General features: G+C 66.9%; 25 protein-coding genes. 11 read left to right on the forward strand and 14 right to left on the reverse strand.

What is annotated here, in order from left to right:
* Nucleotides 1-71 precede the first annotated feature (71 nt).
* The 3 genes from bioB (at nt 72) to PX554_RS17180 (ending at nt 3,588) form a co-directional block, all read left to right on the forward strand.
* A complete protein-coding gene (gene bioB / locus PX554_RS17170) occupies nt 72-1,070 on the forward strand; it encodes a biotin synthase BioB (protein WP_176787181.1) in 999 nt (332 codons plus the stop codon).
* The gene (locus PX554_RS17175) at nt 1,064-1,429 is read left to right on the forward strand and encodes a lysozyme inhibitor LprI family protein (protein ID WP_275503790.1); all 366 of its coding nucleotides are present in this window, start codon (nt 1,064-1,066) and stop codon (nt 1,427-1,429) included. Before bioB ends, PX554_RS17175 begins: the two co-directional genes overlap by 7 nt.
* 143 nt (nt 1,430-1,572) lie before the next feature.
* Nucleotides 1,573-3,588: an acetyl-CoA carboxylase biotin carboxylase subunit gene (locus PX554_RS17180; protein WP_275503791.1), complete on the forward strand. Its 2,016-nt coding sequence runs from the start codon at nt 1,573-1,575 to the stop codon at nt 3,586-3,588.
* Between the two features lie 105 nt (nt 3,589-3,693).
* Here the strand turns inward: PX554_RS17180 and PX554_RS17185 are convergent, their stop codons facing one another.
* On the reverse strand, nt 3,694-3,948 hold the full coding sequence (locus PX554_RS17185) for a hypothetical protein (protein ID WP_275503792.1): 255 nt from the start codon (nt 3,946-3,948) through the stop codon (nt 3,694-3,696).
* Nucleotides 3,945-4,196, reverse strand: a complete 252-nt coding sequence (locus PX554_RS17190) for a DUF4169 family protein (RefSeq protein ID WP_338061604.1) — start codon at nt 4,194-4,196, stop codon at nt 3,945-3,947. The genes PX554_RS17185 and PX554_RS17190 overlap by 4 nt, the downstream gene beginning before the upstream one ends.
* On the opposite strand from PX554_RS17190, the gene PX554_RS17195 reads away from it, so the two are divergent.
* Nucleotides 4,195-5,469, forward strand: coding sequence for an Hsp70 family protein (locus PX554_RS17195; protein WP_275503793.1), 1,275 nt, complete (start codon nt 4,195-4,197; stop codon nt 5,467-5,469). The genes PX554_RS17190 and PX554_RS17195 overlap by 2 nt on opposite strands.
* Before the next feature lie 148 nt (nt 5,470-5,617).
* On the opposite strand, the gene PX554_RS17200 is transcribed toward PX554_RS17195, so the two are convergent.
* Both PX554_RS17200 and PX554_RS17205 read right to left on the reverse strand, forming a co-directional pair.
* Nucleotides 5,618-7,087 (reverse strand): ATP-binding protein, encoded by a 1,470-nt coding sequence (locus tag PX554_RS17200; RefSeq protein WP_275503794.1) that lies wholly within the window; start codon nt 7,085-7,087, stop codon nt 5,618-5,620.
* A 148-nt stretch (nt 7,088-7,235) separates the two neighbouring features.
* Entirely contained in the window at nt 7,236-8,132 is an 897-nt protein-coding gene (locus PX554_RS17205; protein ID WP_275503795.1) for a LysR family transcriptional regulator, read from the reverse strand.
* Nucleotides 8,133-8,247: 115 nt separating this feature from the next.
* Here PX554_RS17205 and PX554_RS17210 point away from each other — a divergent pair, with 115 nt between their 5' ends.
* A complete protein-coding gene (locus PX554_RS17210) occupies nt 8,248-9,024 on the forward strand; it encodes an SDR family NAD(P)-dependent oxidoreductase (RefSeq protein WP_093224603.1) in 777 nt (258 codons plus the stop codon).
* A gap of 75 nt (nt 9,025-9,099) precedes the next feature.
* Here the strand turns inward: PX554_RS17210 and PX554_RS17215 are convergent, their stop codons facing one another.
* From PX554_RS17215 to PX554_RS17230, 4 genes are all read right to left on the reverse strand, one after another.
* The gene (locus tag PX554_RS17215) at nt 9,100-9,387 is read right to left on the reverse strand and encodes a hypothetical protein (RefSeq protein WP_275503796.1); all 288 of its coding nucleotides are present in this window, start codon (nt 9,385-9,387) and stop codon (nt 9,100-9,102) included.
* 62 nt (nt 9,388-9,449) lie between these two features.
* Nucleotides 9,450-10,550 carry a glycosyltransferase family 4 protein gene (locus PX554_RS17220; RefSeq protein WP_275503797.1) on the reverse strand — a complete coding sequence of 367 codons (1,101 nt, stop codon included), beginning with the start codon at nt 10,548-10,550 and terminating at the stop codon, nt 9,450-9,452.
* Nucleotides 10,551-10,566: 16 nt separating this feature from the next.
* Entirely contained in the window at nt 10,567-12,369 is a 1,803-nt protein-coding gene (locus tag PX554_RS17225; protein ID WP_275503798.1) for a right-handed parallel beta-helix repeat-containing protein, read from the reverse strand.
* Nucleotides 12,370-12,416: 47 nt separating this feature from the next.
* Nucleotides 12,417-12,737, reverse strand: a complete 321-nt coding sequence (locus tag PX554_RS17230; RefSeq protein ID WP_275503799.1) for a hypothetical protein — start codon at nt 12,735-12,737, stop codon at nt 12,417-12,419.
* 169 nt (nt 12,738-12,906) lie between these two features.
* On the opposite strand from PX554_RS17230, the gene PX554_RS17235 reads away from it, so the two are divergent.
* Both PX554_RS17235 and galU read left to right on the forward strand, forming a co-directional pair.
* Nucleotides 12,907-14,313, forward strand: coding sequence for an exopolysaccharide biosynthesis polyprenyl glycosylphosphotransferase (locus tag PX554_RS17235; protein WP_176787169.1), 1,407 nt, complete (start codon nt 12,907-12,909; stop codon nt 14,311-14,313).
* A gap of 196 nt (nt 14,314-14,509) precedes the next feature.
* The gene (galU, locus tag PX554_RS17240; protein ID WP_275503800.1) at nt 14,510-15,382 is read left to right on the forward strand and encodes a UTP--glucose-1-phosphate uridylyltransferase GalU; all 873 of its coding nucleotides are present in this window, start codon (nt 14,510-14,512) and stop codon (nt 15,380-15,382) included.
* A gap of 81 nt (nt 15,383-15,463) precedes the next feature.
* On the opposite strand, the gene PX554_RS17245 is transcribed toward galU, so the two are convergent.
* Complete coding sequence (locus PX554_RS17245; RefSeq protein WP_176787170.1) at nt 15,464-16,219, reverse strand: metallophosphoesterase family protein; 756 nt, start codon at nt 16,217-16,219, stop codon at nt 15,464-15,466.
* A gap of 239 nt (nt 16,220-16,458) precedes the next feature.
* Between PX554_RS17245 and PX554_RS17250 the strand changes: the two genes are divergently transcribed.
* Nucleotides 16,459-16,929 (forward strand): Fur family transcriptional regulator, encoded by a 471-nt coding sequence (locus tag PX554_RS17250; protein ID WP_093224615.1) that lies wholly within the window; start codon nt 16,459-16,461, stop codon nt 16,927-16,929.
* 66 nt (nt 16,930-16,995) lie between these two features.
* Here the strand turns inward: PX554_RS17250 and PX554_RS17255 are convergent, their stop codons facing one another.
* On the reverse strand, nt 16,996-17,532 hold the full coding sequence (locus PX554_RS17255) for a GNAT family N-acetyltransferase (RefSeq protein WP_275503801.1): 537 nt from the start codon (nt 17,530-17,532) through the stop codon (nt 16,996-16,998).
* A gap of 96 nt (nt 17,533-17,628) precedes the next feature.
* On the opposite strand from PX554_RS17255, the gene dxs reads away from it, so the two are divergent.
* Nucleotides 17,629-19,554 carry a 1-deoxy-D-xylulose-5-phosphate synthase gene (dxs, locus tag PX554_RS17260; protein ID WP_093224616.1) on the forward strand — a complete coding sequence of 642 codons (1,926 nt, stop codon included), beginning with the start codon at nt 17,629-17,631 and terminating at the stop codon, nt 19,552-19,554.
* Nucleotides 19,555-19,563: 9 nt separating this feature from the next.
* Here the strand turns inward: dxs and hemW are convergent, their stop codons facing one another.
* Nucleotides 19,564-20,718, reverse strand: a complete 1,155-nt coding sequence (hemW, locus tag PX554_RS17265; RefSeq protein WP_275503802.1) for a radical SAM family heme chaperone HemW — start codon at nt 20,716-20,718, stop codon at nt 19,564-19,566.
* Nucleotides 20,719-20,755: 37 nt separating this feature from the next.
* Here hemW and PX554_RS17270 point away from each other — a divergent pair, with 37 nt between their 5' ends.
* Nucleotides 20,756-21,301: a CAP domain-containing protein gene (locus PX554_RS17270; protein ID WP_093224618.1), complete on the forward strand. Its 546-nt coding sequence runs from the start codon at nt 20,756-20,758 to the stop codon at nt 21,299-21,301.
* 13 nt (nt 21,302-21,314) lie between these two features.
* On the opposite strand, the gene PX554_RS17275 is transcribed toward PX554_RS17270, so the two are convergent.
* The gene (locus tag PX554_RS17275) at nt 21,315-22,397 is read right to left on the reverse strand and encodes an energy transducer TonB (protein WP_275503803.1); all 1,083 of its coding nucleotides are present in this window, start codon (nt 22,395-22,397) and stop codon (nt 21,315-21,317) included.
* A gap of 237 nt (nt 22,398-22,634) precedes the next feature.
* On the opposite strand from PX554_RS17275, the gene PX554_RS17280 reads away from it, so the two are divergent.
* On the forward strand, nt 22,635-22,781 hold the full coding sequence (locus PX554_RS17280; RefSeq protein WP_176787171.1) for a hypothetical protein: 147 nt from the start codon (nt 22,635-22,637) through the stop codon (nt 22,779-22,781).
* Between the two features lie 17 nt (nt 22,782-22,798).
* Here the strand turns inward: PX554_RS17280 and rdgB are convergent, their stop codons facing one another.
* Together rdgB and rph are read right to left on the reverse strand one after the other, a co-directional pair.
* Entirely contained in the window at nt 22,799-23,431 is a 633-nt protein-coding gene (gene rdgB / locus PX554_RS17285; RefSeq protein ID WP_093224622.1) for an RdgB/HAM1 family non-canonical purine NTP pyrophosphatase, read from the reverse strand.
* Nucleotides 23,428-24,144, reverse strand: coding sequence for a ribonuclease PH (gene rph / locus PX554_RS17290; protein WP_093224624.1), 717 nt, complete (start codon nt 24,142-24,144; stop codon nt 23,428-23,430). The genes rdgB and rph overlap by 4 nt, the downstream gene beginning before the upstream one ends.
* Nucleotides 24,145-24,159 lie beyond the last annotated feature (15 nt).

Below are 24,159 nucleotides of genomic sequence, written 5' to 3' on the forward strand. Positions count from 1 at the left end.
AGGGCCTGTCCAAGGGAGAGACGCTGCTTGGACAGGCCCTCCCCCGACCCCTCCCGCAAGCGGGAGGGGAGATAAGGACCGACTGGACCCGGCAGGAAATCGCCGATCTCTTCGCGCTGCCGTTCGATGAACTGATGTTCCGCGCGCAAACCGTCCACCGCGCGCATCACACGCCCTCGCAGGTGCAGCTTTGCACGCTCTTGTCGATCAAGACCGGCGGCTGCCCGGAGGATTGCGGCTATTGCAACCAGTCCGCCTCCGCCGAGACCGAGCTCAAGGCGTCGAAGCTGATGGACGTGCGCGCGGTGCTGCAATCGGCGGCGCAGGCGCGCGACGCCGGCTCGCAGCGCTTCTGCATGGGCGCGGCCTGGCGCAACCCCAAGGACAAGGACATGCCCGCGATCATCGAAATGGTGAAGGGCGTGCGGCAGATGGGCATGGAAACCTGCATGACGCTCGGCATGCTGACGCCCACGCAGGCCGCGCAGCTCGCCGACGCCGGCCTCGATTATTACAATCACAATATCGATACCTCGCCCGAGAAGTACGGCGAGGTCATCACCACGCGCACCTTCCAGGATCGGCTCGATACGCTCGAGAACGTGCGCGAGGCCGGCATCAACGTGTGCTGCGGCGGCATCGTCGGCATGGGCGAGACCCGCGCCGATCGCGTCGGCTTCGTCCACGCGCTCGCCACGCTGCCGCGCCATCCGGAAAGCGTGCCGGTCAATGCGCTGGTGCCGGTCAAGGGCACCGTGCTCGGCGACATGCTCGCCGACACGCCGCTCGCCAAGATCGACGACATCGAATTCGTCCGCACCGTCGCGGTCGCGCGCATCACGATGCCGCTCAGCATGGTGCGCCTGTCGGCGGGGCGCGAGAGCATGTCCGAGGCGACTCAGGCGTTGTGCTTCATGGCCGGGGCGAACTCGATCTTCACCGGCGACAAGCTGCTCACCACCGGCAATCGCGGTGACAGCGCCGACGCCACGCTGTTCGCCAAGCTGGGCATCGTCGCGATGGAAGGCGAGGAGCCGGCGCGCGCCGCGAAAGGCTGCGCGTCATGCTGATGGCCGCACTCGCCGCCGCGACCCCCACCACAAGGCCGAGCCCCACGCCGGGGCCGCAGACGCAACGCGCGCTCGCCGAATATAAGGTGGCCGACACCGCGATGGTGAGCCAATGGCGCATCACCAATGCCTTCATGAAGGGCAAGGACGCGCAGGACCACCGCCGCAGCCACTTCGCCTTCGCCGACGCGCTGCTCACCAGCCAGCGCGCATGGATCGCGTATCGCAACGCCGCCTGCCGGGTCGAGGGCGGGGTTCATGCCGGCGACGTGCGGCAGGCGCTGATCGTCGCGCAGTGCAAGACCGCGCTGACGAACGCGCGGCGGCTCCAACTCAAGGGGCTGATGGCCAGCGAATGACGCATACCGCGCGCCTCGATCGTCATGCCGGACTCGTTCCGGCACCCACCGCGCGATTTAGCTCGGCGGGATGTGAGGTGCGGTGGACCCCGGAACACGTCCGGGGTGACGCATTACGACAATCAAATCGAGGCGGGGACTGAATGTTCAAGAAAATCCTGGTCGCCAACCGTGGCGAAATCGCCTGCCGCGTGATGCGGACCGCCAAAAAGATGGGCATCGCCACGGTCGCGGTCTATTCCGATGCCGACGCGCGCGCCCCGCATGTGCTGATGGCGGACGAGGCGGTTCGGCTCGGGCCGGCACCGGCGGCGGAGAGCTATCTCAAGGCCGAGCTGATCCTGCTCGCCGCGCAGGAGACCGGCGCGGACTGCATTCACCCCGGCTACGGCTTCCTCTCCGAACGCGAGAGTTTCGCGCGCGCCTGCGCTGAGGCGGGCATCGCCTTCGTCGGGCCTCCCCCGAAGGCGATCGCCGCGATGGGCGACAAGATCGAATCGAAGAAGCTTGCCAAGGCGGCGGGGGTCAACGTCGTCCCCGGCTTCCTCGGCGAGATCGCCGATACCGAGGAGGCGGTGAAGATCGCCACCGACATCGGCTATCCGGTGATGATGAAGGCGAGCGCAGGCGGCGGCGGCAAGGGCATGCGGCTCGCCTATAACGAGAAGGACGTGCGCGAAGGCTTCGAGGCGACCAAGCGCGAGGGGCTTGCCTCGTTCGGCGACGACCGCGTCTTCATCGAGAAGTTCATCGAAAGCCCGCGCCACATCGAAATCCAGGTGATGGGCGACCAGCACGGCAACATCGTCTATCTCGGCGAGCGCGAATGCTCGATCCAGCGCCGCCACCAGAAGGTCGTCGAGGAAGCGCCGTCGCCGTTCGTCACGCCGGCGATGCGCAAGGCAATGGGCGAGCAGGCGGTAGCGCTCGCCCGCGCGGTCGGTTATTACAGCGCCGGCACGGTCGAACTGATCGTGTCGGGCGCGGACAAGACGGGGAAGGGCTTCTACTTCCTCGAAATGAACACCCGGCTTCAGGTCGAGCATCCCGTCACCGAGGCGATCACCGGGTTCGACTTGGTCGAGCTGATGATCCGCGTCGCCGCCGGCGAGAAGCTGCCCTTCGCGCAGAAGGACGTGACGCTGACCGGCTGGGCGATCGAGAACCGCGTCTATGCCGAAGACCCGTATCGCGGCTTCCTGCCGTCGATCGGCCGTCTCGTCCATTACGATCCGCCCGCCGACGCGCGCCCGGACTATGGCCCCGTGCAGAAGGGCGCGGACTATGTCCGCGTCGATGACGGCGTGCGCGAGGGTGGCGAGGTCAGCATGTTCTACGATCCGATGATCGCCAAGCTCATCACCCACGCCGACACGCGTGAGGCCGCGATCGACCTCCAGATCGCCGCGCTCGACCAGTTCGAGATCGACGGGCCGGGTAACAACCTCGATTTCCTGTCGGCGCTGATGCAGCACCCGCGCTTCCGCTCGGGCACCATCACCACCGGCTTCATCGCCGAGGAATATCCCGACGGCTTCACCGGTGCGCCCGCCGCGCCCGCGCTCCTCGCCCAACTCGCAGCGGTGGCGGCTTTCGCCGCGACGGCGGAGGCCGATCGCGCGCGCCGCACCGATGGCCAGCTTGGGCAGCGGCTCGATCCGCCGTCGGATTGGGTGGTGCGGATCGCGGGCAAGGACCATAAGGTCGCGGTGTCGGAGGATGCGATCCGCGTCGATGGCGCCGAGATCGACATCGCGATGGAATATACGCCCGGCGATCGCGGGGTCGAGGCGGAGATCGACGGCACCCCGCTGTTCGTCAAGATCGCCCGCACGCGCACCGGCTTCCGCCTCAACGCACGCGGCGCGATCCACACCGCTCGCGTGCTGCCCGCGCATGTGGCGCCCTATGCGAAGCACCTGCTCGTCAAGGTGCCGCCCGATCTGTCGAAGTTCCTGCTCTGCCCGATGCCGGGGTTGCTCCAGAAGCTCTACGTCGCGGAAGGGGATGCGGTCGAAGCCGGTCAGCCGCTCGCGGTGGTCGAAGCGATGAAGATGGAGAACATTCTGCGCGCCGAGAAGTCGGGCGTCGTGAAGACCGTCAACGCCGCGCCCGGCGAAAGCCTCGCGGTGGACGCGGTGATCCTCGAGATGGCGTGACACCCTCCAATGCCGTCACCCCAGCGCAAGCTGGGGTCTCGTGGGCGAGCGGCACGCCCACCAACGGAAGATGCCAGCTTGCGCTGGCATGACAGCCTGGGGCGGCTATTCCGCCGCCTCTGACAGCTCCATCAGCGTCCTTGCCGCATCGCGGTCGGCGGGATCCGCGAACGCGACCTCCAGATCGGGCGCCACCCCCAGCATCTGCATCAGCGCCCACATGCCGAAGCGCCGCCCGCGATCGGTCTCCAGCCCGAAATCGACCCGCAGCCGCTCGGCGCCGGCCTGCAATGCGTCGGGGGAGACCGCGTCAAGATCATCGGTGCCGAAATAGCGAACGAACAGATCGTCGAGCTTCATTCGTCGATCCTCGCGCCGTCGAGCATGCGCGCCTGCCGCTCAGCCTCGGCGCGATCGCTCCGTTTCTGCGCGAGCGTGCGCCCATGCAGCGCGCGGCTTTGTGCGGCTGTGGTAGCGGCGTCGGTGCGCGCTTTCGCCTTGCGCGCGGTTCTCAGGTTGATGATCTCGGCCATGCGCGCTTGTAACCGCTTGCGTTTCTCGCGCCAACCGGCATAGCCGCGCGCCCGGCCAGCGAGCGAGGACAGCATGCAGGACGCGATCGGCCTCGATTTTGGAACCACCAACAGCGTCGTCGCGCGCGTCGGCGCGGATGGGCAGCCGCATCTGATCGACTTCGCCGCGCCCGATGTGACCAGCGCCGTGTTTCGCTCCGCGCTGTGCTTCTGGGAGGAGGACGGCCTCGCCTATGAAGCCGGGCCGTGGGCGATCGCCGACTATCTCGAGTATCCGCAGGGCAGCCGCTTCCTGCAATCGTTCAAGTCGGTCGCCGCCAGCGCGACCTTCGAACACGCCTCGGTGTTCGACAAAAGACTGCGCTTCGAGGAACTCGGCAAGCTGTTCCTCGCCAAGCTGGCGAGCCACGCGGGTGGCGCGCTGGCGAAGCCGCCGCGCCGGGTGGTCGTCGGGCGACCGGTCCATTATGCTGGCGCCCGCCCCGACGAGGCGCTCGCCCGGCAACGCTACGACGCGATGTTCGCCGGCTTCGGCGCCGAAATCCATTATGTGTATGAGCCGCTCGGCGCCGCGTTCAGCTATGCCGCGCGAGTCGAGGACAGCGCGACGATCCTGGTCGCCGATTTCGGCGGTGGCACCAGCGATTTCTCGGTCGTGCGGATCGCGCCGCCGGGTTCGCCCAAGCGCTGTACCCCGCTCGGCCACGCCGGCATCGGCATCGCCGGCGACCAGTTCGATTCGCGCATCGTCGACAAGCTGGTGCTGCCGATCCTCGGCTTCGGCGGGCTGTACCGCTCGTTCGACAAGCAGCTCGAAATCCCGCGCGGCTATTTCGCCGATTTCAGCGATTGGTCGCGGCTCGCGCTGATGCGCAACCGCCGCACGCTCGAGGAACTGCGCAAGCTGCAACGCGCGGCGCTCGATCCAGAGGCGATCGGGCGGATGATCGCGATCATCGAGGAGGAACAAGGCTATCGGCTTTACGATTCGGTAGGTCGGCTCAAGCGCGCGCTGTCGCAAGATCAGAGCGCCGACTTTCACTTTGACGGTGAAGGTGTGCGGATCGACGCGACTGTCACCCGCGCCGAGTTCGAAGGCTGGATCGCCGACGATCTCGCCCGCATCGCCGCGACGGTGGACCGCGCGCTCGCGCAAACCGGCGTCGACGAAAGCGGCATCGACCGCGTCTTCCTGACCGGAGGCACCTCGCTGATCCCAAGCGTGCGCGCGTTGTTCACACAGCGCTTCGGCGAAGACCGGATCGCCAGCGGGGGCGAACTCACTTCGATCGCCAACGGCCTCGCGCTGATCGGGCAGGAAGACGATGTTGCCGCCTGGGCGGTTTGAAGAAGCGGGATTTTCACGCGGAGGCGCGGAGGCGCGGAGAGAAGAAGAGGCAAATTCGGTAAGGCCCTGCCCCAAGCGCGTACCGACATTCTTGCGGCCTTCGGCCGCTTTTTTCTCTCTGCGCCTCCGCGCCTCCGCGTGAAATTCTTCAAGCCTCGGTCGCTTCAGTCGTCCAGCCCAGCCCCGGAATCGTGATCGAGCGCCGGCCTGACAGGTCCACCCGCGTCACGAAGATGTCGCGCCCCTCGATGTAGCTCATCACCCGCCGCGCCCGGCCAAGCGAGCTGGTGCCGTAGATCCGCGCGACCTGTTCGTCGGTCGGGCAGGGCGCCCCCTCGCGTGCCGCGCGCGCCACCAGCAGGAACGCGCCGAGCATGTCGTCGGGCAGCGTCGCCGCGACGGCGAGCGCCTGCGCCCATTCGCCGTCGAGCCCCTCGAAGATTCCCGCCCGCGCCGCGGCCAGCCGTCGTGCGAACGCTGACGGGTCGAGCGGCGCGCGCCGCACCCCGACCATCCGGCAGCGCACCTGGAAATCCTGGTACAGCACCGCCGCCGCACGGCCGCCCGACTCCGGATCGTCGGCGATCGCGCGCAGCACATCGACGATGATCTGCTCGCGTTCTTCGGGGGTGATCTCCGGCTCCGGCTCGGCGCGCGCCGGCTCGGGCCGCGCGATCACGCTGTCCATCAGATCGGCCGACGCGGCCGGGCGTGGCGGGGGCGGGTTGGCGGCGGCGTGCATGAACAAGGTCGGTTCATCGACCTCGACCTCGGTCATCAGCAGCTCGCGCATGTCATCGGCCTGTGCCTGCGGCAGCGGCGTCAGCACCGGGCTGCTGCTGCGCGCCGAGGTCAGTACCGGCCCGATCCTGACCATGATCGGCCGCCGCGCGATCGCCGGCCCCAGCCCAAGGAAGGTGCCGCGCGTCAGGTCGCGGATCTGTTCGGCCTGCCGCCGCTCCATGCCGAGCAGATCGGCGGCGCGCGCCATGTCGATGTCGAGGAAGGTGCGCCCCATCAGGAAGTTGGACGCTTCCGCCGCGACGTTCTTCGACAATTTGGCGAGCCGCTGCGTCGCGATGATCCCGGCGAGCCCGCGCTTGCGCCCGCGCGACATCAGATTGGCCATCGCCGACAGGGAGGCGCGGCGCACCTCCTCGGTCACCTCGGCGCCGGCGGCGGGCGCGAAGATCTGCGCCTCGTCGATCACCACCAGCGCGGGATACCAATGTTCGCGCGGCGCATCGAACAGCCCCATCAGGAAGGCGGCGGCGCAGCGCATCTGGCCTTCCATCTCCAAGCCTTCGAGGCTCAGCACCACCGACGAGCGATGCTCGCGCGCGCGCGCGGCGAAGCGCGTGATCTCGGCGATCGAGTAATCGACCGCCTCGATCACGACATGACCGTACGGCCCGGAAAGCGTGACGAAATCGCCCTCGGGATCGATGATGATCTGTTGCACCTCGCGTCCGCTGCCTTCCAGCAGGCGGCGGAGCAGATAGGATTTGCCCGAACCCGAATTGCCCTGCACCAGCAGCCGCGTCGCGAGCAGTTCCTCAAGGTCAATCGTCACCGCGCCGCCGTTCGCGTCGGTGCCCATGTCCACACGGAAAGTCATCGCGTGCGAATGGCGGAAAGCGGGCAGTGGGAGCAAGCGTTAATGCGTTGTCCGCGACGTCCATTCGTGCCGAGCGCGCCCGCACCCGAGATGTCGCAGACATGCGCCGCCGACACGTCGCTTGTCGCGCGCGCCGCCGGCGCGACGTTCACTCTGCCAGCCGCAACTCCGCATCAAGGAAGTCCAGAAACGCACGCACGCGCAGCGCCAGCCGGTCATGCCCGCTGTACAGCGCGTGGATATCCTCGCCGTCGCCGGGATTGCACGCGGCCAGCACCTCGACCAGTCTTCCAGTCGCGAGATCCGCCGCCACATGGAAGCGGCCGAGCCGCGCGATGCCGCCGCCGGCGACAGCCATCAGCCGCACCACCTCGCCCGAATTGCCGAGGAACGGCCCATCGACCGGTCGCTGCACGACACGCCCGCCGCTCAACAGCGGCCACGAATCGACGCTGCGGCGGAAGCTGAACTTGAGGCAGACGTGCCGCGCGAGGTCGCCGGGGTCGCGCGGCGTGCCGCGCCGCGCGAGATAATCGGGGCTCGCCACCAGCGCCATCGCGCTATGGCCGAGTTTCTTCGCGCGCAGCCGCGTGTCGCGGAGCGGGCCGATGCGGATCGCGATGTCGGCGCGCTCCTCGATCAGATCGACCAGCGTGTCGGAAAGCGCGAGATCGACCGTCACCTCAGGATGAGCGTCAAGGAAGCGCGGCAGGATCGGCACCAGGCAGTGCACGCCGAACGGCACCGCCGCGTTGATGCGCAGCAGTCCGCGCGGACGGTCCTGCTCGCGCCCGAGGCTTTGCTCGACCGCGTCGACCTCGGCGAGCAGCGCCGAGATGCGGCTGCGATACGACTCGCCTTCCGGGGTCAGCGACAGCGAGCGCGTCGTGCGCTGCACCAGCACCACGCCGAGCCGTGCCTCCAGCCGCGCGATGCTGCGGCTGACCGCCGAGGGGGTCAGCCGCAGCGCCTTGGCGGCCGCGGCGAAGCTCCCGCCCTCGGTGACGGCGAGGAACGTCTGCATGTCGCCGATGCGGTTATCCACAGGTGCGTCCCTTTGGTGATCGTCGATCACTTCTATTGTGCACTGCTGCCAACTAATCATCAATGCCGCGTCGTCATATCTCCCGGTCCGTCATTCCAATGGAGGTTTTTGGACAATGGACCTGCAACTCAAGGGCAAGACCGCGCTCGTCACCGGCTCCACCGCCGGGATCGGGCTCGCCATCGCCGAGCGTCTCGCCGCCGAAGGCGCCGCGGTGACCGTCACCGGCCGCAGCCAGGACAAGCTCGACGCCGCCGCCGCCAAGGTCGGCGCGACGCGCGCGGTGCTCGCCGATGCCGGCACGGCGGAAGGCTGCGAAACACTGATCGCCGCCGTTCCGAACGTCGATATCCTCGTCAACAATCTCGGCATCTACGAAGCCAAGCCCTTCGTCGAGATCACCGATGCCGACTGGTTCCGCTTCTTCGAAATCAACGTGATGAGCGGCATCCGTCTGTCGCGCCACTATTTCCCGAAGATGCTGGAGGCGAACTGGGGCCGCGTGATCTTCATCGCGAGCGAGAGCGCGCAGCTCATCCCGGCGGAGATGGTCCATTACGGCATGACCAAGACCGCGCAGCTCGCGATTTCCCGCGGCCTCGCCGAGCAGACGCGCGGCACCGGCGTGACGGTCAACACCGTCCAGCCTGGGCCGACCCGGTCGGAGGGGATCGTCGAATTCATCCGCTCGACCGTTTCCAACAAGGACGCGCCCGAGGCCGAGCGCGAAGCCGAGTTCTTCGAGAAGCTGCGCCCGCTGTCGCTGATCCGGCGTCTGATCGAGGCTGAGGAAGTCGCGGCGATGACTGCGTTCCTCGCCAGCCCGCTCGCGGCGGTGACCAACGGCGCGGCGATCCGCGTCGAAGGCGGCATGGTACCGACGATCGCCTGATCGGGCGGATGTGAAAAACCCCGGCGATACCGCGTATCGCCGGGGTTCGATCCGTCCCCGCAGTGTGCGGTGCGATCAGGAGCTGGCGGGATGGTCGCTGTAGCAACCGCCAGCAGCGGCGCAAATGCCCGTCGCGACCGCGAACAGGGCGCCGATCCCGACGAGAATGGTGTCCGTATTAAGGAACTTCTTCGATTTGCCGCGCGGCGTGTACGCGGCGCGCTCGACCAGCTTCGCGCGGACCCCGGTCGTCGGCGCGGCCTGCGCTGCGACGGCCGGCTGAAGCGTCGGCGCGGCCAACGCCGGAGCGGAGGTGGCCATGAGCATGCAACTGGCGGTTGCGATCGCAACGAACGTCTTCATGATCTGCCTCCCTGGAATATCTGAACCTACAGAGTAGCGCCTAGCCTGACCGCCGGCACGAGTCAACGATGTTCGCTGGCGCGATCGCCCGCGAGACGGCGATAGAGATACCCGACCTTCGCGATCATCCGATCTTCGGTAAACATCTCGAGAAACAGATCGCGCCCGCTGCGTCCGAGCGCGCGCAAAGTGTCGCGATCCAGCCCCGCCAAAACCTCGGCCAGCGCCGGCACATCGCCGCGCGGGTACAGATAGCCCGAGATGCCGGGCCGCACGATCTCCGGCAGCGCGTCGGCGTCGCTCGCCACGACCGGCCGCGCCTGACGCATCGCCTCGATCGCGACGAGCCCGAACCCCTCCCAGCGCGACGGCATCACGATCGCATCCGCCGCGGCGATATAATCCCGCAGCACCTCGCGCGGTTTCCAGCCATGTTCGGTGACATTGGCGGGGGCGGGCTGCGCCTCGTCCATCCTGTCGCCCACGGTATGCAGGTGGATCGGCCGCTCGCGAAGCAGCGCCATTGCCGCGAACAGGTCGGGCAGCCCTTTTTGCGGTGTCGTCCGGCCGATGAACAGGAGGTTGAGCGTGGCGGGATCGAAGCCCGCTGCGGGCGCGATATCGCGATCGAGCGGGGGCAGCCCGTTGTATACCATCTCCAGTTTCGCCGGCGGCAGACCGACGGCGATGGCGCTGTCCTGCTCGAACCGTGAGATGCAGAGGATGCGGTCGGTAGCCCGGGCGAGCAGCCGTTCGATGGCGATATAGATCCGCTTCTGCCACGCTGGGATTTGCATATTGAACGCCCAGCCATGCGCGCAATAGACGATCGCCGGCCGCTGTTCGGCCCGCGTGAACAGGTAGCGCGCGCGGATCAACACGCCCGCGAAGGTGCTGTGGATATGAAGGATGTCGGGCCGCTCCGCCGCGATGACACGGTGAGCGAAACGCGCCATGCTCGCGAATGCGCCCGGTCGTCGCGCTGAACTACCGAACAGGCGCAGGGTCGACTGCGGGATCGTGTCGAAAAAGTGCTTCTCGTCGTCGCCGACGACGATCACGACGTTGCTGGCGCCGTGCTCAGCCGCCTGCGCGGCGACGAGTTGGGCCATATGAGTAGCGACGCCACCTTTCGTCTTTTGCGCAACATGCAGGATTTTCACGCGGCGAGGCCCGGCATCATGGCGTGTCGTCCGCCGCTGCTTGCTCCGGCGCAGGCTCGGGTTCGGTGGTCGCTGGCACGAACGCTGCCGGCAGCCCCACCGCCGCGATCGGCGTGCCCCCGCGCGTTTGGTTGGCGGAGACGGTGCCGAGGGCCCTGGTCTGCACGTAGACCGCGCCGACCGTGTTGCCGCTGACGGTGGCATGCCCCTGCGTCCCGAACAGCACGATCGGCATAGCGGCGCCCTTGCCCGCATCGATCACGACATTGCGCGAGATTTCCGCCCGGTGGCCACCGGCGATCGGTGCCGTGTCCGCGATGGCGATCGCGCCGGGATCCTGGGCTGCGCTTACGCGTATCTCATTGTCGGTGAAGGTCGCCTGGACCGCGCTATCACCCAGCGCGCGATATGGTGCCACGATCGCACGGTCGAAACTGAGTTTGTTGCGCGTCACGATCATCGTGCCGGTCGAGCCGCAGGTGAGGTCGCAGGCGACGTTCTCGAATGTGTTCCCGTCGAGCACGAGCCGCGAGAAATAGCTCGGCAGGCAAACGCCGGTGCCGGTCTTGCCGCCAAATATGAAGCGATTGCCGATGAACGACACGTCGATCGCGCCCGGCGACTGCCGGAAGCCTGCGCTACGCAGCGCGAACAGCGCGCGGCCACCGCTCTTGCCGTAGCGTTTTCCGTAGCGGGCGGGTAGCTGCGCGGCGCTGCCGTCCTGGTAGACCTGGTTGTTGCGAAACACGATGTTCTTCGCGGCATAAAAGGTCGCCAGCCCGTAATTGGCAGCGTTGCGTACGATATTGTCGTGCGCAAGCGCGTTGAAGCAGCCTTCGAAGTCGATCCCGACATCGAGCATCTCGCTGACTTCATTGTGCGCGACGAGGATGCCGTCGCCATTGTTGCCGTAAATGCCGCCGTTGGCGCCATGCACCTTGTTGTGCGTCACATAGATGTCGCGCGCTCGACGAAGATATTGCGGCGCGCCGCCCAGGTTGATCTTCGCTGAGCCCCCGAACCAGCTTATGTTCGCGAAACGCCCGGTGTTTCCGACCGCGATGATCCGCCGGCCGTAGTTCACCCGCAAGATCTGGCTCATGTAGGCGCCGCCATCGATCCGGTTGTCGTAGGCGAAAATATCTTCGTTGAGGTCGTCGCCGGCGGGAGAGAAACCGGCGTCGAGCGCGAGATCGTGAATGTCCTTGCGGGCGTCGCGTACGGGTTTGCGCAAATGCCCGACGAACAACGCTCCGAACCGGTCGGTCGAGCAGCGTGTGACGGAGACTTTGCGCACGTTCAGGCCGCGCAGAATCGTGCCGTTGGATGGCAGCGGTGCAGGGCGCACCAGGCGGAGGGAATCGATGTGGACGCCAGTGAGGAAGCTCGCCGGGTTCTTGTCCGCAGGCACGGCGATGAAGGGGTCGCGCTGCCGCCCCTCCCAACGCAGTACCGTGGCGTCACCCGCGCCCAGGATGACGATCGGGCGAGTCAGCGCGATCGCGCGGGTCAGCCGGAGCGTGCCGGCCGGGATCAGCAGCACCGGCACGCCGGCGTCGATCGCCTGCTGGAGCGCGACGGTGTCGTCTGCCTGCCCGTCGAGCTTCGCGCCGAACTGGCGAATGTCCTTTCCCGTGGTGCGCCACTGCGCGATCTGCGCGTAGAAGGCGGCACGCGTCGGCGCCCATTTGGGCCATTCCGCATCCTCCGTTGTGCCATGCTGGGCAAGCGTCGCGCGCACGCACAATGCGCCCCCAGCCAAACCGAGCAACGGCAGCACGGCGCGACGGCTGAGCTTCGAGATGTCATGATCACGCATCGAAAAGGCTCCTGCACTCGCCCGTTGGCATATTCACGCGCATGCGCCTAGCCGCGCCGCCTGCGACCGTCCCATAGCGCCAGTCCGCATAGCAGGCATGGCCATAACATCGTGTTGAACACATCCTGCTGCGTGTCGCGGATTTGCCAGTTCTGCAGAACCGGCCATGTCGCGGCCAGATCCATCGTCTCGTTGAGCGCTTCGAGCAGGGCGACGCCCGCCAACGCCCACAGTGGACCGAGGCGTCGCCGTGTCACCAGCCGCAACACGATATATATTGCGATGCCGAGATGAATGTGCAGGATGGACCGACCGATTTCGCCCCGCGGCGCGACGAAATTTTTCAAGGCTTCGAAGTCCGCGACCACGCTCATTGTCACCGTCCACCCAAGTGCGTGCCTCGTGACGGGACCATAGCGGCGTTCGACCGGGGAACAACCGCCATATTGGAACGAGTTGATGCATCGCACCATTTATGGCATCGTTACCCCGCAATCCTGCCGCCCCGTCGATGTCGAGAGAAGGGGAAAGATTCGCGTGGCCACGTTTGAGAGCAAGCTGGGGGAGAGCGAACGCGTGTCGTTTGATCCGGCCGCGCTCCCGCCGCGCGGCATATCCAAGCAAATGATTCGCGGCCGGCTGGTGCTCTCCGTGTTGGCGGTCGATCTGATCGCGATCGTGGCGCCGATCGCTTTGGCCGCATGGGTTCATCTCGGCTATTTCTTCGGCGTGCGCGTGGTAAGCCTGCTCATTCTCGTGCTGCCGCTTTATTACCTCATCGCTTTGCAAATAAAGGCGTTTTCGCTCCGCAACATCATCAAACCGCCGCGCAGCATGCGTAAGGCGTTTTCCGCATTGCTCGGAGCCTATGCGATTGGGCTGGCGATCACCTTCGCGACACGTTCGAACGAGGAATTGTCGCGCGTGCTGGTGGCCACCGGCTGTCTGCTGAGCGGCATTTCGCTGATCCTGGCGCGCGCGATCTTCGCCGATCTGGCGGCGCGCGCTCTGGGCGGTACCCCGGCGACCGAAATCGTCATCGTCGACGGCGTCGAGCCTCCCCCGCAATGTACCGCGACCCGCGTCGATGTGCAGGGCGCCGGCATCATTCCCAATCTCAGTGATCCGATGATGTTGCACCGCATCGGCGAGTGCGTGTTCCAGGCGGATCGCGTCATCATATCCTGCCCGCCAGAGCGGCGCGGAAAATGGGCTTTGGCACTCAAGGGGGCGGGCGTTCAGGTCGAGGTGCTCGCGCCCGAACTGGACGCATTGGGCGCGATCGGTACGAGCAACTACCATGGCTTCGCGACCGCCGTGGTCGCGGTCGGCCCGCTGAGCGGTATCGACCGGGTCACCAAGCGGGTGTTCGATCTGGTCGTGGCCGGCGCCATGCTGATCGGGCTGCTGCCATTGCTGGTGATCGTCGCGATCGCGATCAAATGCGATTCGCACGGGCCGGTTCTGTTCGCCCAGCAGCGTGTCGGTCAGGGCAACCGGCTGTTCCGCATGCTCAAGTTCCGCAGCATGTACGTCACACAGGCGGACGCGAGCGCCAGTCGGCTCGTCACGCGTGGCGACCCGCGCGTGACGCGCGTCGGCTGGTTCATCCGCCAGACGAGCATCGACGAATTGCCGCAGCTTTTCAACGTGTTGCGAGGCGAAATGAGTATCGTTGGCCCGCGCCCGCACGCGACCGGCGCGCTCGCCGGCAGCGCGCTCTATTGGGAGGTGTCCGCGCATTACTGGAATCGCCACGCCGTCAAACCCGGCCTGACCGGGCTTGCGCAGGTGCGGGGATTTCGCGGCAACACCGAAACCGGTGCGGACCTGCTCAACCGGCTACAGGCCGATCTCGCCTATCTGGAATCGTGGACGGTGTGGCGGGACGTGATCCTGGTGTTGCAGACCTTCAAGGTGCTGATGCACCGCAATGCTTTTTGAGCTCTCACGCGTCGCGCCGTAGTGTGCTCACGCCCCCGAACAATATTGCGCCGCAACAAAAAAACGCCATTCGGTGTTCCAGCGGCGTTGTATGCCAATCGACAAGGCGGCATTCGCCCCGGTATAGGCTCCATGCGGCCCTGTTCCCGGCGGCGCATTTCACACATTTCATCGTGATTTTCGGAGATAGACACGCATGACGATCAAGCCGGTGCGCAAGGCGGTTTTTCCGGTGGCGGGTCTGGGTACGCGGTTTCTGCCCGCGACCAAGGCGATGCCGAAGGAAATGCTGACCGTTCTCGACAAGCCCTTGATCCAATATGCGGTCGAGGAAGCGCTCGAAGCGGGGATCGAGCAGGTCATCTTCGTCACCAGCCGGAACAAGTCCGCGTTGGAAGACCATTTCGACGTCTCGTACGAACTCGAGGCGACCATGCGGGCGCGCGGCAAGTCGCTCGCCGTGGTCGAAAGCATCCGCATGAAGCCGGGTTCGCCCGTCTATGTCCGCCAGCAAGAGCCGCTTGGCTTGGGCCATGCGGTCTGGTGTGCGCGCGATATCGTCGGCGACGAGCCGTTCGCGGTGCTGTTGCCCGACGAGTTGATGGCCGGCACGCCGGGCTTCATGAAGCAGATGGTGGAGGCGTATCAAACGGTCGGCGGCAATATCGTCGGCGCGCTCGAAGTGGCACCATCGGAAACGCACAAATACGGCATTATCTCACCGGGCAAGGTCGATGGCCGTTTGACCGAGGTTAAGGCGCTCGTCGAGAAGCCGGCGCAGGGCACCGCACCGTCGAACCTGATGATTCCGGGCCGCTACATCCTTCAGCCCGAAGTGATGCGGATTCTGGAGAGCCAGGAAACCGGCGCGGGCGGTGAGATCCAGTTGACCGACGCGATGCTGCAACTGATCGGCAAGCAGCCGTTCCACGGCTTCACCTTCGCGGGTGAGCGGTACGATTGCGGCGACAAGGCCGGTTTCATCCAGGCGAACCTCGCAATGGCGCTGGCGCACGAGGATATCGGCCCGAACGTGCGTGCCTTCGCAACCGAGTTGCTGGCGCGTTGAGGTTTGGCCGCGTCGGGCCAGTCCCGGCGCGGCCTTGGTTTCACGGGGCCCGCCGCTGGTCGAGCCGAGCTGCGCCGCCGATCAGGCCGCGCTGCGGCGCGCCGGCTCGAGTGCGGGTTTCGTGGCCGACTCGAACAGCCACCGCCGCGTGCCGTCTATGCCGAGAACGGTGAGGCGCCCGCTATAGACCGCGCCGGTATCGATGCCGATGCGGTTGGTGCGCAGTTCCGGCTCCTCCGTCACGGTGTGGCCGTGGACGATGATGCGGCCATGATCGACGTTACTTTCCAGAAACGGGCTTCGAATCCAGCGCAGGTCGTTTTCGGATTGTTCGGCGAGCGGTACGCCGGGCCGGATACCGGCATGTACGAAAACATAGTCGCCGCGAAACACCATCTCGTCGCAATCGTTCAGCAAGGCGAGATGTGTGGGCGGCACCAGCGCGCGAAGCCGCTCGGCGAGCGCCTCGTTCGAGAGCGTGTCGTATTCGTGGCGTGTGATGCCGTAGCTGAACAGCGTTTCACGACCCCCGATCTTGATGAACATCGGCAGGAGGTTGGCTTCGCCCTGCAGGATTCGCAGGAACACTTCCTCGTGGTTGCCCAGTAGCACGCTGATGCTGCGCCCGCTCGTGCGCAGTTCCACGACGCGCTCGACCACTTCAGCCGAATCGGGGCCACGGTCGATCAGATCGCCGAGGAAGATGATTTCGGACGGGCCGCTGGCGGTCTTCGCGTCCTGCTCCTCGATCTGCTGCAGTACATCGTCGAGCAGATCGCGCCGGCCGTGGATATCACCGATCGCGTACAGACGTGCGCCGTAGGAGGCCGCCACCATCCGCCGCTCCGGCTGTCGCTCTCGGCGACGGTTGAGGAAGCGGGATAACATCTAGGTCGAACACTTGCCTTCTGAATTGGTTCAGTGCGGATACGCTTATTTCCATTTTGGATGATATCATGCTGCACTGCAACGCGGCGAATCGCAACCCGGCCGAATCGCGGTGTCGACGGGCCGCGGCGGGAGCGCGCCAGGATGCGCGCCTTGCTCACCAAGGTCGGAAAGCTTATTTCCAGCGCATGGCGAGCCTTCATCAACATCGGGAACCGCATGGCGACGATCTCGCCCGTGCTGCACAGGACGTGCTGGAGCGATCTGGCGAACAATGGACGACGATGCGCGCGCATATCTTCGCCGCGCTCGCCGGGTTCGACAAGCCGGCATCCGCCTATGACATCGCCGAGGCGGTGTCCAAGGCGGAAGGGCGGCGCGTCGCTGCGAACAGCGTGTACCGGATTCTCGATCTGTTCGTCGCCGCCAACCTCGCGCGGCGGGTGGAGAGTTCCAACGCTTATATCGCCAACGCGCATCCTGACTGCCTGCACGATTGCATCTTCCTCGTCTGCGACACCTGCGGCCAGACGACGCATCTCGACGACGACCGTGTCACCAGCGGCGTGCGTTCCGCGGCGGAGAAGGCCGGTTTCGCGCCCGAGCGCCCGGTGATCGAAGTGCGCGGCAAATGTGCCGACTGCGACGCGGCCGGCTGAGCCGCATCCAGGTTCGCGGCGGGCGCTACGTGGCGGAGGCCGCCGCACCGAAGCGCGCTGCAGCGGCTAAAGCATCTTGCCCATCCGGGCGCCCGGCACCGGCACGCCGCTGTCGTTCATCCTCGCGACGCGTTCGATCACGGCATAGCCGCAAGCGTGGTAGAGCGGCTCGCCTGCCAGCGTCGCCATCATCTCCGCGCGCGAGAAGCCGGCGTCCCGCGCGGCGTCCTCGCAAATGCGCAGGATCATGCGACCGATCCCGCGCCGCGCGAAATCAGGGTCCGTGTACATCGCCCGGATTCGGGCCGCATCCGTCGCGGGATCGAGCGTTGAGCCGTCGCGCAAGGAAACGCTGTGGTTGCCGCCATATAGAGTAGCGCGAAAGCTCCAGCCGCCGCAGCCGGCGAGTCGATCGCCCGCCATGACGACGAAATAGGTGCCATCCTCGACCAACTGCGTATCCAGCCCCATGCTTAGCCGGCTCGCCGCGACCTGTTCCGCCGTCAGAAAGTCGCTTTGCAGAGCGGCGATCGCGCGTTCCATCAGCGCCGCGATCGCGGGGATGTCGTCGGTTGTGGCGAGGCGGTGTGACAGAACGGACATGCAGGCGTTGTCCAATTGCAACGCAGGCGCCGTCAAGTCGCATCAGAAACGATCGCGACAATCGACAGTCGCGCGCGGCTTCGCTAATGACGGCCGATGGTTGACGCTTCCACTACGCCGCTTCTCGACACCGTCGACACGCCCGCCGATCTCCGCAAGATCGCGCCCGCCGACCTCGCTCAGCTCGCTGACGAGCTGCGCCAGGAGACCATTTCCGCTGTCGGCGTGACCGGTGGCCACCTCGGTTCGGGGCTGGGCGTCGTCGAGCTGACCGTGGCGATACACTATGTCTTCGACACCCCGCGCGACCGGCTGGTGTGGGACGTCGGGCATCAATGCTACCCGCACAAGATCCTCACCGGGCGGCGCAATCGCATCCGCACGCTGCGCATGGGCGGTGGCCTGTCGGGCTTCACCAAGCGCAGCGAGAGCGAGTATGATCCGTTCGGCGCGGCGCACAGCTCGACCTCGATCTCGGCCAGCCTCGGCTTCGCGATCGCCAACAAGATCGCCGACCAGCCCGGCAAGGCGATCGCGGTGATCGGCGATGGCGCGATGTCGGCGGGCATGGCGTATGAGGCGATGAACAACGCGGAAGCCGCCGGCAACCGCCTCGTCGTGATCCTCAACGACAATGATATGTCGATCGCGCCGCCGGTTGGAGGGCTGTCGGCCTATCTGGCGCGGCTCGCGTCGAGCAAGGAATTCCTCGGGCTTCGCGATCTCGCCAAGCGTGTCGCCAAGCGGCTGCCGCGCCCGCTCGCGACCAGCCTCAAGAAGACCGACGAGTTCGCGCGCGGCATGGCGATGGGCGGCACATTGTTCGAGGAGCTCGGCTTCTATTATGTCGGGCCGGTCGATGGCCACAATCTCGACCAGCTCATCCCCGTGCTCGAAAATGTCCGCGACGCCGACAAGGGGCCGATCCTCGTCCATGTCGTGACCCAGAAGGGCAAGGGCTATGCGCCCGCCGAAGCCGCGCCCGACAAATATCACGGCGTGCAGCGGTTCGACGTGATCACCGGCACGCAGGCGAAGGCACCGCCGGGGCCGCCGCAGTATCAGAACGTATTCGGCCAGGCGCTCGTCGAAGAGGCCAAGACCGACCCGACCATCGTCGCGATCACCGCGGCGATGCCGTCCGGCACCGGGCTCGACAAGTTCGCGCAAGCCTATCCCGAGCGGTTCTTCGACGTCGGCATCGCCGAGCAGCATGCCGTCACCTTCGCCGCGGGTCTCGCCGCACAGGGAATGCGGCCGTTCTGCGCGATCTATTCGACCTTCCTCCAGCGCGCCTACGATCAGGTCGTGCACGACGTGGCGATCCAGAACCTGCCCGTCCGCTTCGCGATCGATCGCGCCGGTCTGGTCGGGGCGGACGGCGCGACTCATGCCGGCAGCTTCGACGTGTCGTATCTCGCCACCTTGCCGAATTTCGTGGTGATGGCGCCGTCCGACGAGGCCGAGCTGGTCCATATGGTCCACACCGCCGTCGCGCATGACAGCGGCCCGATCGCGGTGCGCTATCCGCGCGGCAACGGCGTCGGCGTCGCGCTGCCGGCGACGCCCGAAGTGCTCGAGATCGGCAAGGGCCGGATCGTCCGGCAGGGGCAGAAGGTCGCGATCCTGTCGCTCGGTACGCGGCTCGGCGAGGCGCTCAAGGCGGCGGACGCGCTCGATGCGCGCGGTCTGTCGACCACCGTCGCCGATCTCCGCTTTGCCAAGCCACTCGACGAGGCGCTGATCCGCAAGCTGCTGACCACGCACGAGGTCGCGATCACGATCGAGGAGGGCGCGGTCGGCGGGTTCGGCGCGCATGTGCTGACCTTCGCCTCGGACAACGGGCTGATCGACGCCGGACTCAAGCTGCGCACGCTGCGTTTGCCCGACGTCTTCCAGGATCAGGACAAGCCCGAGGTGCAATATGCCCAGGCCGGGCTCGATGCCGATGCGATCGTCGAGTCGGTGTTAAAGGCGCTGCGCTACAATTCGGACGGCGTGATCGAGAGCGCGCGCGCCTGACGGCTGGCGTCAGGCGCGCACGATCGCGGCGAGGATCGCGTCGAGCAGCAGCATCCCGGTCTCGTTGACGACAAGCCGGTCCCGGTCGCGCGTGACCAAGCCTTGCGCCGCCAGCCGCGCGGTCGCGGGTTCGTCGATCAGGTCGGCGATCGGTGCCGCGCCGATCTGCGCGACCCGCGCGAGGTCGATGCCCTCGCGCAGCCGCAACCCCATCAGCAGCGCTTCCTTGGCGCGCTCGCTCGGCGCGAGCGCGTCTTCGATCTGCGCGCCGTGGCCGTTGCGCGCGACAGCCCCAAGCCAGTTCTCGGGCTTCTTGTGGCGCGCGGTGGCTAGGCCGGCGCGGCGGCCGTGCGCGCCGGGGCCGATCCCGGCGTAGTCCTGGTAGCGCCAATAGGCCAGGTTGTGGCGGCTCTCCGCGCCGGGCCGCGCATGATTCGAGATTTCATACGCCGGCAAACCAGCCGCCGCCGCGATCGTGCGGGTGGTCTCGAACAGGTCGGCGGCGCTATCCTCGTCGGGGATCGTCAGCCGCCCCGCCGCCGCCTCGGTCGCGAAGCGCGTGCCGGGTTCGATGGTGAGCTGGTAGAGCGACAGATGCTCGGTGCCGAAGCCGATCGCGCGGCGCAGCTCCGCCTCCCACGCCGCGAGGCTCTGGCCGGGGCGGGCGTAGATCAGGTCGAAGCTGACTCGCCCGAACGCGGCCTGCGCGGTCGCCAGTGCGGCGAGTCCCTCGTCGACGCCGTGTGCGCGGCCGAGGAAGCGCAACGCCGCGTCGTCGAGCGCCTGCAATCCGAGCGACACGCGGTTGACCCCAGCCGCCGCGAGATCGGCGAAGCGCGCCGCCTCGACCGAGGACGGGTTGGCCTCGAGCGTGATCTCGATAGCGTCGGCGAAGCCCCACGCGCGCTCGGCCGCCGCGAGGATCGCCGCCACCGTCGCGGGCGGCATCAGCGAGGGCGTGCCGCCGCCGAAGAAGATCGAACCGAGCCGCCGCCCCGGCAGCGCGCGCGCCTCATGGGCGAGATCGGCGAGCAGGGCGTCGCGCCAGGCGAGTTGATCGACACTCTCGCGGACATGGCTGTTGAAATCGCAGTACGGACATTTCGAGACGCAGAACGGCCAATGGACATATAGGGCGAGCGGCGGCGTTGGGTCGGCGGTCATATGGGCGCCTATGCGCGCCCGCGGAGGACGTGGAAAGATGCGGATCATTGTGTTGCTCGCGCTGGTGCTCGCGGCGTGTTCGCCGTCGGGGCCGCCGCGCATCGTCGAGCCACGCCTGAAGGAGCAGCCGGCGCGCGGGCTGAGCCTGCTCCGGCAGGCGATGCTCGACGGGCACAATCGCGCGCGCGGGGCGGTCGGCGTCGCGCCGCTGGTGTGGGACGACACGCTCGCGGCGCATGCGCTCGGCTATGCGCGCACGCTCGCCGCCGAACATCGCTTCGAACATGCTGAGCAACCGATGGGGCCGGGGCGCGAGGGCGAGAACCTGTGGACCGGCACGCGCGGCGCGTATCGCTATGACGAGATGGTCGGCGGGTTCGTCGATGAGAAACGCTTCTTCCGCAATGGCGTGACGCCCGATTTCAGCACCACCGGCAGATGGGAGGATGTCGCGCATTACACGCAGCTCGTGTGGCGCAACACGACTCGGTTCGGCTGCGCGCTGGCGAGCAACGAACGCGACGACTATCTGGTCTGCCGCTATACCCCGCCGGGAAATGTGGTGGGTGAGCGCGCGTTTTGACGGAGCGCGGCGATCACTCGGCCGGCGTCGCCTGCGGCAGCCTGAACTGGACGCGGATTACGCAGCCGCGATGTCCGACGTCGCTCTCCGCCACGCTGCCGCTGGAGATCACCCGCGACGCGGCGCTGCCGAAGGTCGCGGCCGGTTCGGCAGCGAGCACCCGAACGTTACCGACCGCCCCCCACGGCGCGGTGTCGAAGCCGATAATCGCATAGCCTTCGATGCGCCGGGCGGCGAACGGACGGGGATAGGCCTCGCCGGTGTATAGCGGCCGAACCGTTTTGGGGTCGATCGCGCAGGCCGGGAGCGCACCGCTATCTTTGGGCGCATCCGCCGGGATCGATGGCGCCGCGATCGGCTGGTTGCCAAGCCGGTAGAAGTGGAACGTGCAGCCGTGCAGCGCCTTCCCCGGCGCATACAGGTTGCCGCGCAGCGCCCTGACGCTCGCCACGTCGAGCGCGGCGCTTCCCGACGCGCCAACCACGTGGACGTTGCGCGTGTGACCGGCCGCATCGACATCGAAGCGCAGAAACGACCAGGATCGCGTGCCTGGCGCCTGCGCGATCGTCTCGAAATTCGGGTAGTTTAGCCGACGCGGCGAGCCCGGCCCGCGCGCGCAATCCCCGTCAGCGTTAAGCCTCTCGTAGATTTCCCGGGTCGCGATTCCCGGAACCGGCGCGCTCGCCGTTTCATACAGCAGCGCGAGCGGTGCGTCGGTTATCGGCACGAACTCCGCGGTATAGGCGATGCTGCAGGTCTGCCGCGGCATGCCCGCCGCGAAGCGCGAGGCGGCGAGCGCGGGCGCCAGGTCATCGGTGTCGATGTAGAAGCCGGGAAAGGGATGCGGATCGACCTGGATGTCCACCGCCCGCCCGTCCGCATCGATCGCGAAGCGCAGCGCATAGGGCGCCGCTTGTGTCGCCGCTTCCCGGTTGCGCAGCACACTCGTGGTGAAGGGCGTCTCGAGATGTACCGGTGTCACCGGCTCGCCGGCGCAGAGGATCTTGCCGGGGGCGAGACGGACGATGTCGCCCGGCCGCTGGGCTGACTCACGCACCACATTTTGAACCGGTGGCGGGGGAAGCGAAACGAACATGGCGCGCTCCGAATCGATGTCGGTGCCGGGAGGATAGCAATATCGTAAGGCACGCCAATGACATACGCATCGAAAGCGTGTGTCGGCCAAACGGGCTGCGGATTGGACCGGCGGTACGGGAGGAGCGCTTGGAAACCTGGGGGCGGAAGTCCAATTCCCGCGTTATGTGTGTCGGGTCGGGATTGTGTTGGCTGCGCGCCATGCGATCCCCGGACAGTCAGAGCGGGAGCCGCCTTCATGAGTACCGACGATATGATGATCGACACGCCCGATGGGCCGATGTCGTTCGCCGAGTGGAAGAAGAAGCATCCGGTGCAGATCCCGTCGCGTCGCACCAAGGGCAAGGATCTGCCGGTGAAAGTGAAGCGCTTTACCGAGAAGTGACGCCTGCCGCCCCGACCTCAGAACACCGCGTCGACCAGTTGCCGGAACGCCGCCGTGCGGTGGCTGAGCGCGGCCTTTTCCTCAGCCGGCAGTTCGGCGAAAGTCTCGTCGCGGCCGAACGGCACGAACACCGGATCATAGCCGAAGCCGATCGTGCCGCGTGGCGGCCAGGTCAGATGGCCCTCGGCGCGGCCTTCGAACCATTGGACGTGGCCGTCGGGCCAGGCCAGCGCGAGCGTGCAGACGAAGTGGGCATCGCGCGAGGCGTCGGGGCCTTTCGCCGCCAGCGCATCCTCGACCTTGCGCATCGCCAGCCCCCAGTCGCGGCCGGTCGGCGTTTCGGCCCAATCGGCGGTATAGACGCCGGGCTCGCCGCCTAGCGCATCGACGCACAGCCCGCTGTCGTCGGCGAGCGCGGGCAGGCCCGATAGGTCGGCGGCGGCGAGCGCCTTCAGTTCGGCATTGGCGACGAAGGTGGTGCCGGTCTCCTCGGGCTCGGGCAGGTCGAGGTCTTTGGCCGAGACCGCCTCAACGCCATATGGCGCGAGCAAGGCGCGGATTTCGCGGACCTTGCCCTCGTTATGGCTGGCGATGACGAGCTTGCCGGGGGCGAGCTTGCGGATCGCCTGCGGCACCACCTCCTCGGTCACTTCGCCACGGCCTTGGCCTGCGCGGCGAAGATGTCGGTGCAGCCGATGCGGGCGAGGCGGAGCAGGCGGAGCAAAGCTTCCTCGTCATAGGTCGCGCCCTCGGCGGTGGCCTGCGCCTCGGCGATGTTGCCGTTTTCGAGCAGCACGAAATTGGCATCCGCGTCGGCGTTCGAATCCTCATCGTAATCGAGATCGAGCACCGGCGTGCCATTGTAGATGCCGCACGAGATCGCCGCGACCTTCTGCGTCAGTGGATCGGCGGTGAGCTTGCCCTGCGCCATCAGCCCGTCGATCGCGAGCCGCAGCGCCACCCACGCGCCCGAGATCGACGCAGTGCGCGTGCCGCCGTCCGCCTGGATAACGTCGCAATCGAGCACGATCTGGCGCTCACCCAGCAGCTTGAGATCGGTCACCGCGCGCAAGCTGCGGCCGATCAGCCGCTGGATTTCCTGCGTGCGGCCCGATTGCTTGCCCTTGGCGGCCTCGCGGCTGCCGCGCGTGTGGGTGGCGCGGGGCAGCATGCCGTATTCGGCCGTCACCCAGCCTTCGCCCTTGCCGCGCAGGAACGGCGGCACCTTTTCCTCGACCGAGGCGGTGACGAGCACCTTGGTCTCGCCGAAGCCGATCAGCACCGATCCTTCCGCATGTTTGGTGAAGCGCGGCGTGATCGTGATCTCGCGCATTTGATCGGGGGTGCGGCCGGATGGGCGCATGGGAATGTCCTTCGT

The sequence above is a fragment of the Sphingomonas pollutisoli genome (assembly GCF_029167165.1).
In the GTDB taxonomy this organism is placed as follows: Bacteria; Pseudomonadota; Alphaproteobacteria; order Sphingomonadales; family Sphingomonadaceae; genus Sphingomonas; species Sphingomonas pollutisoli.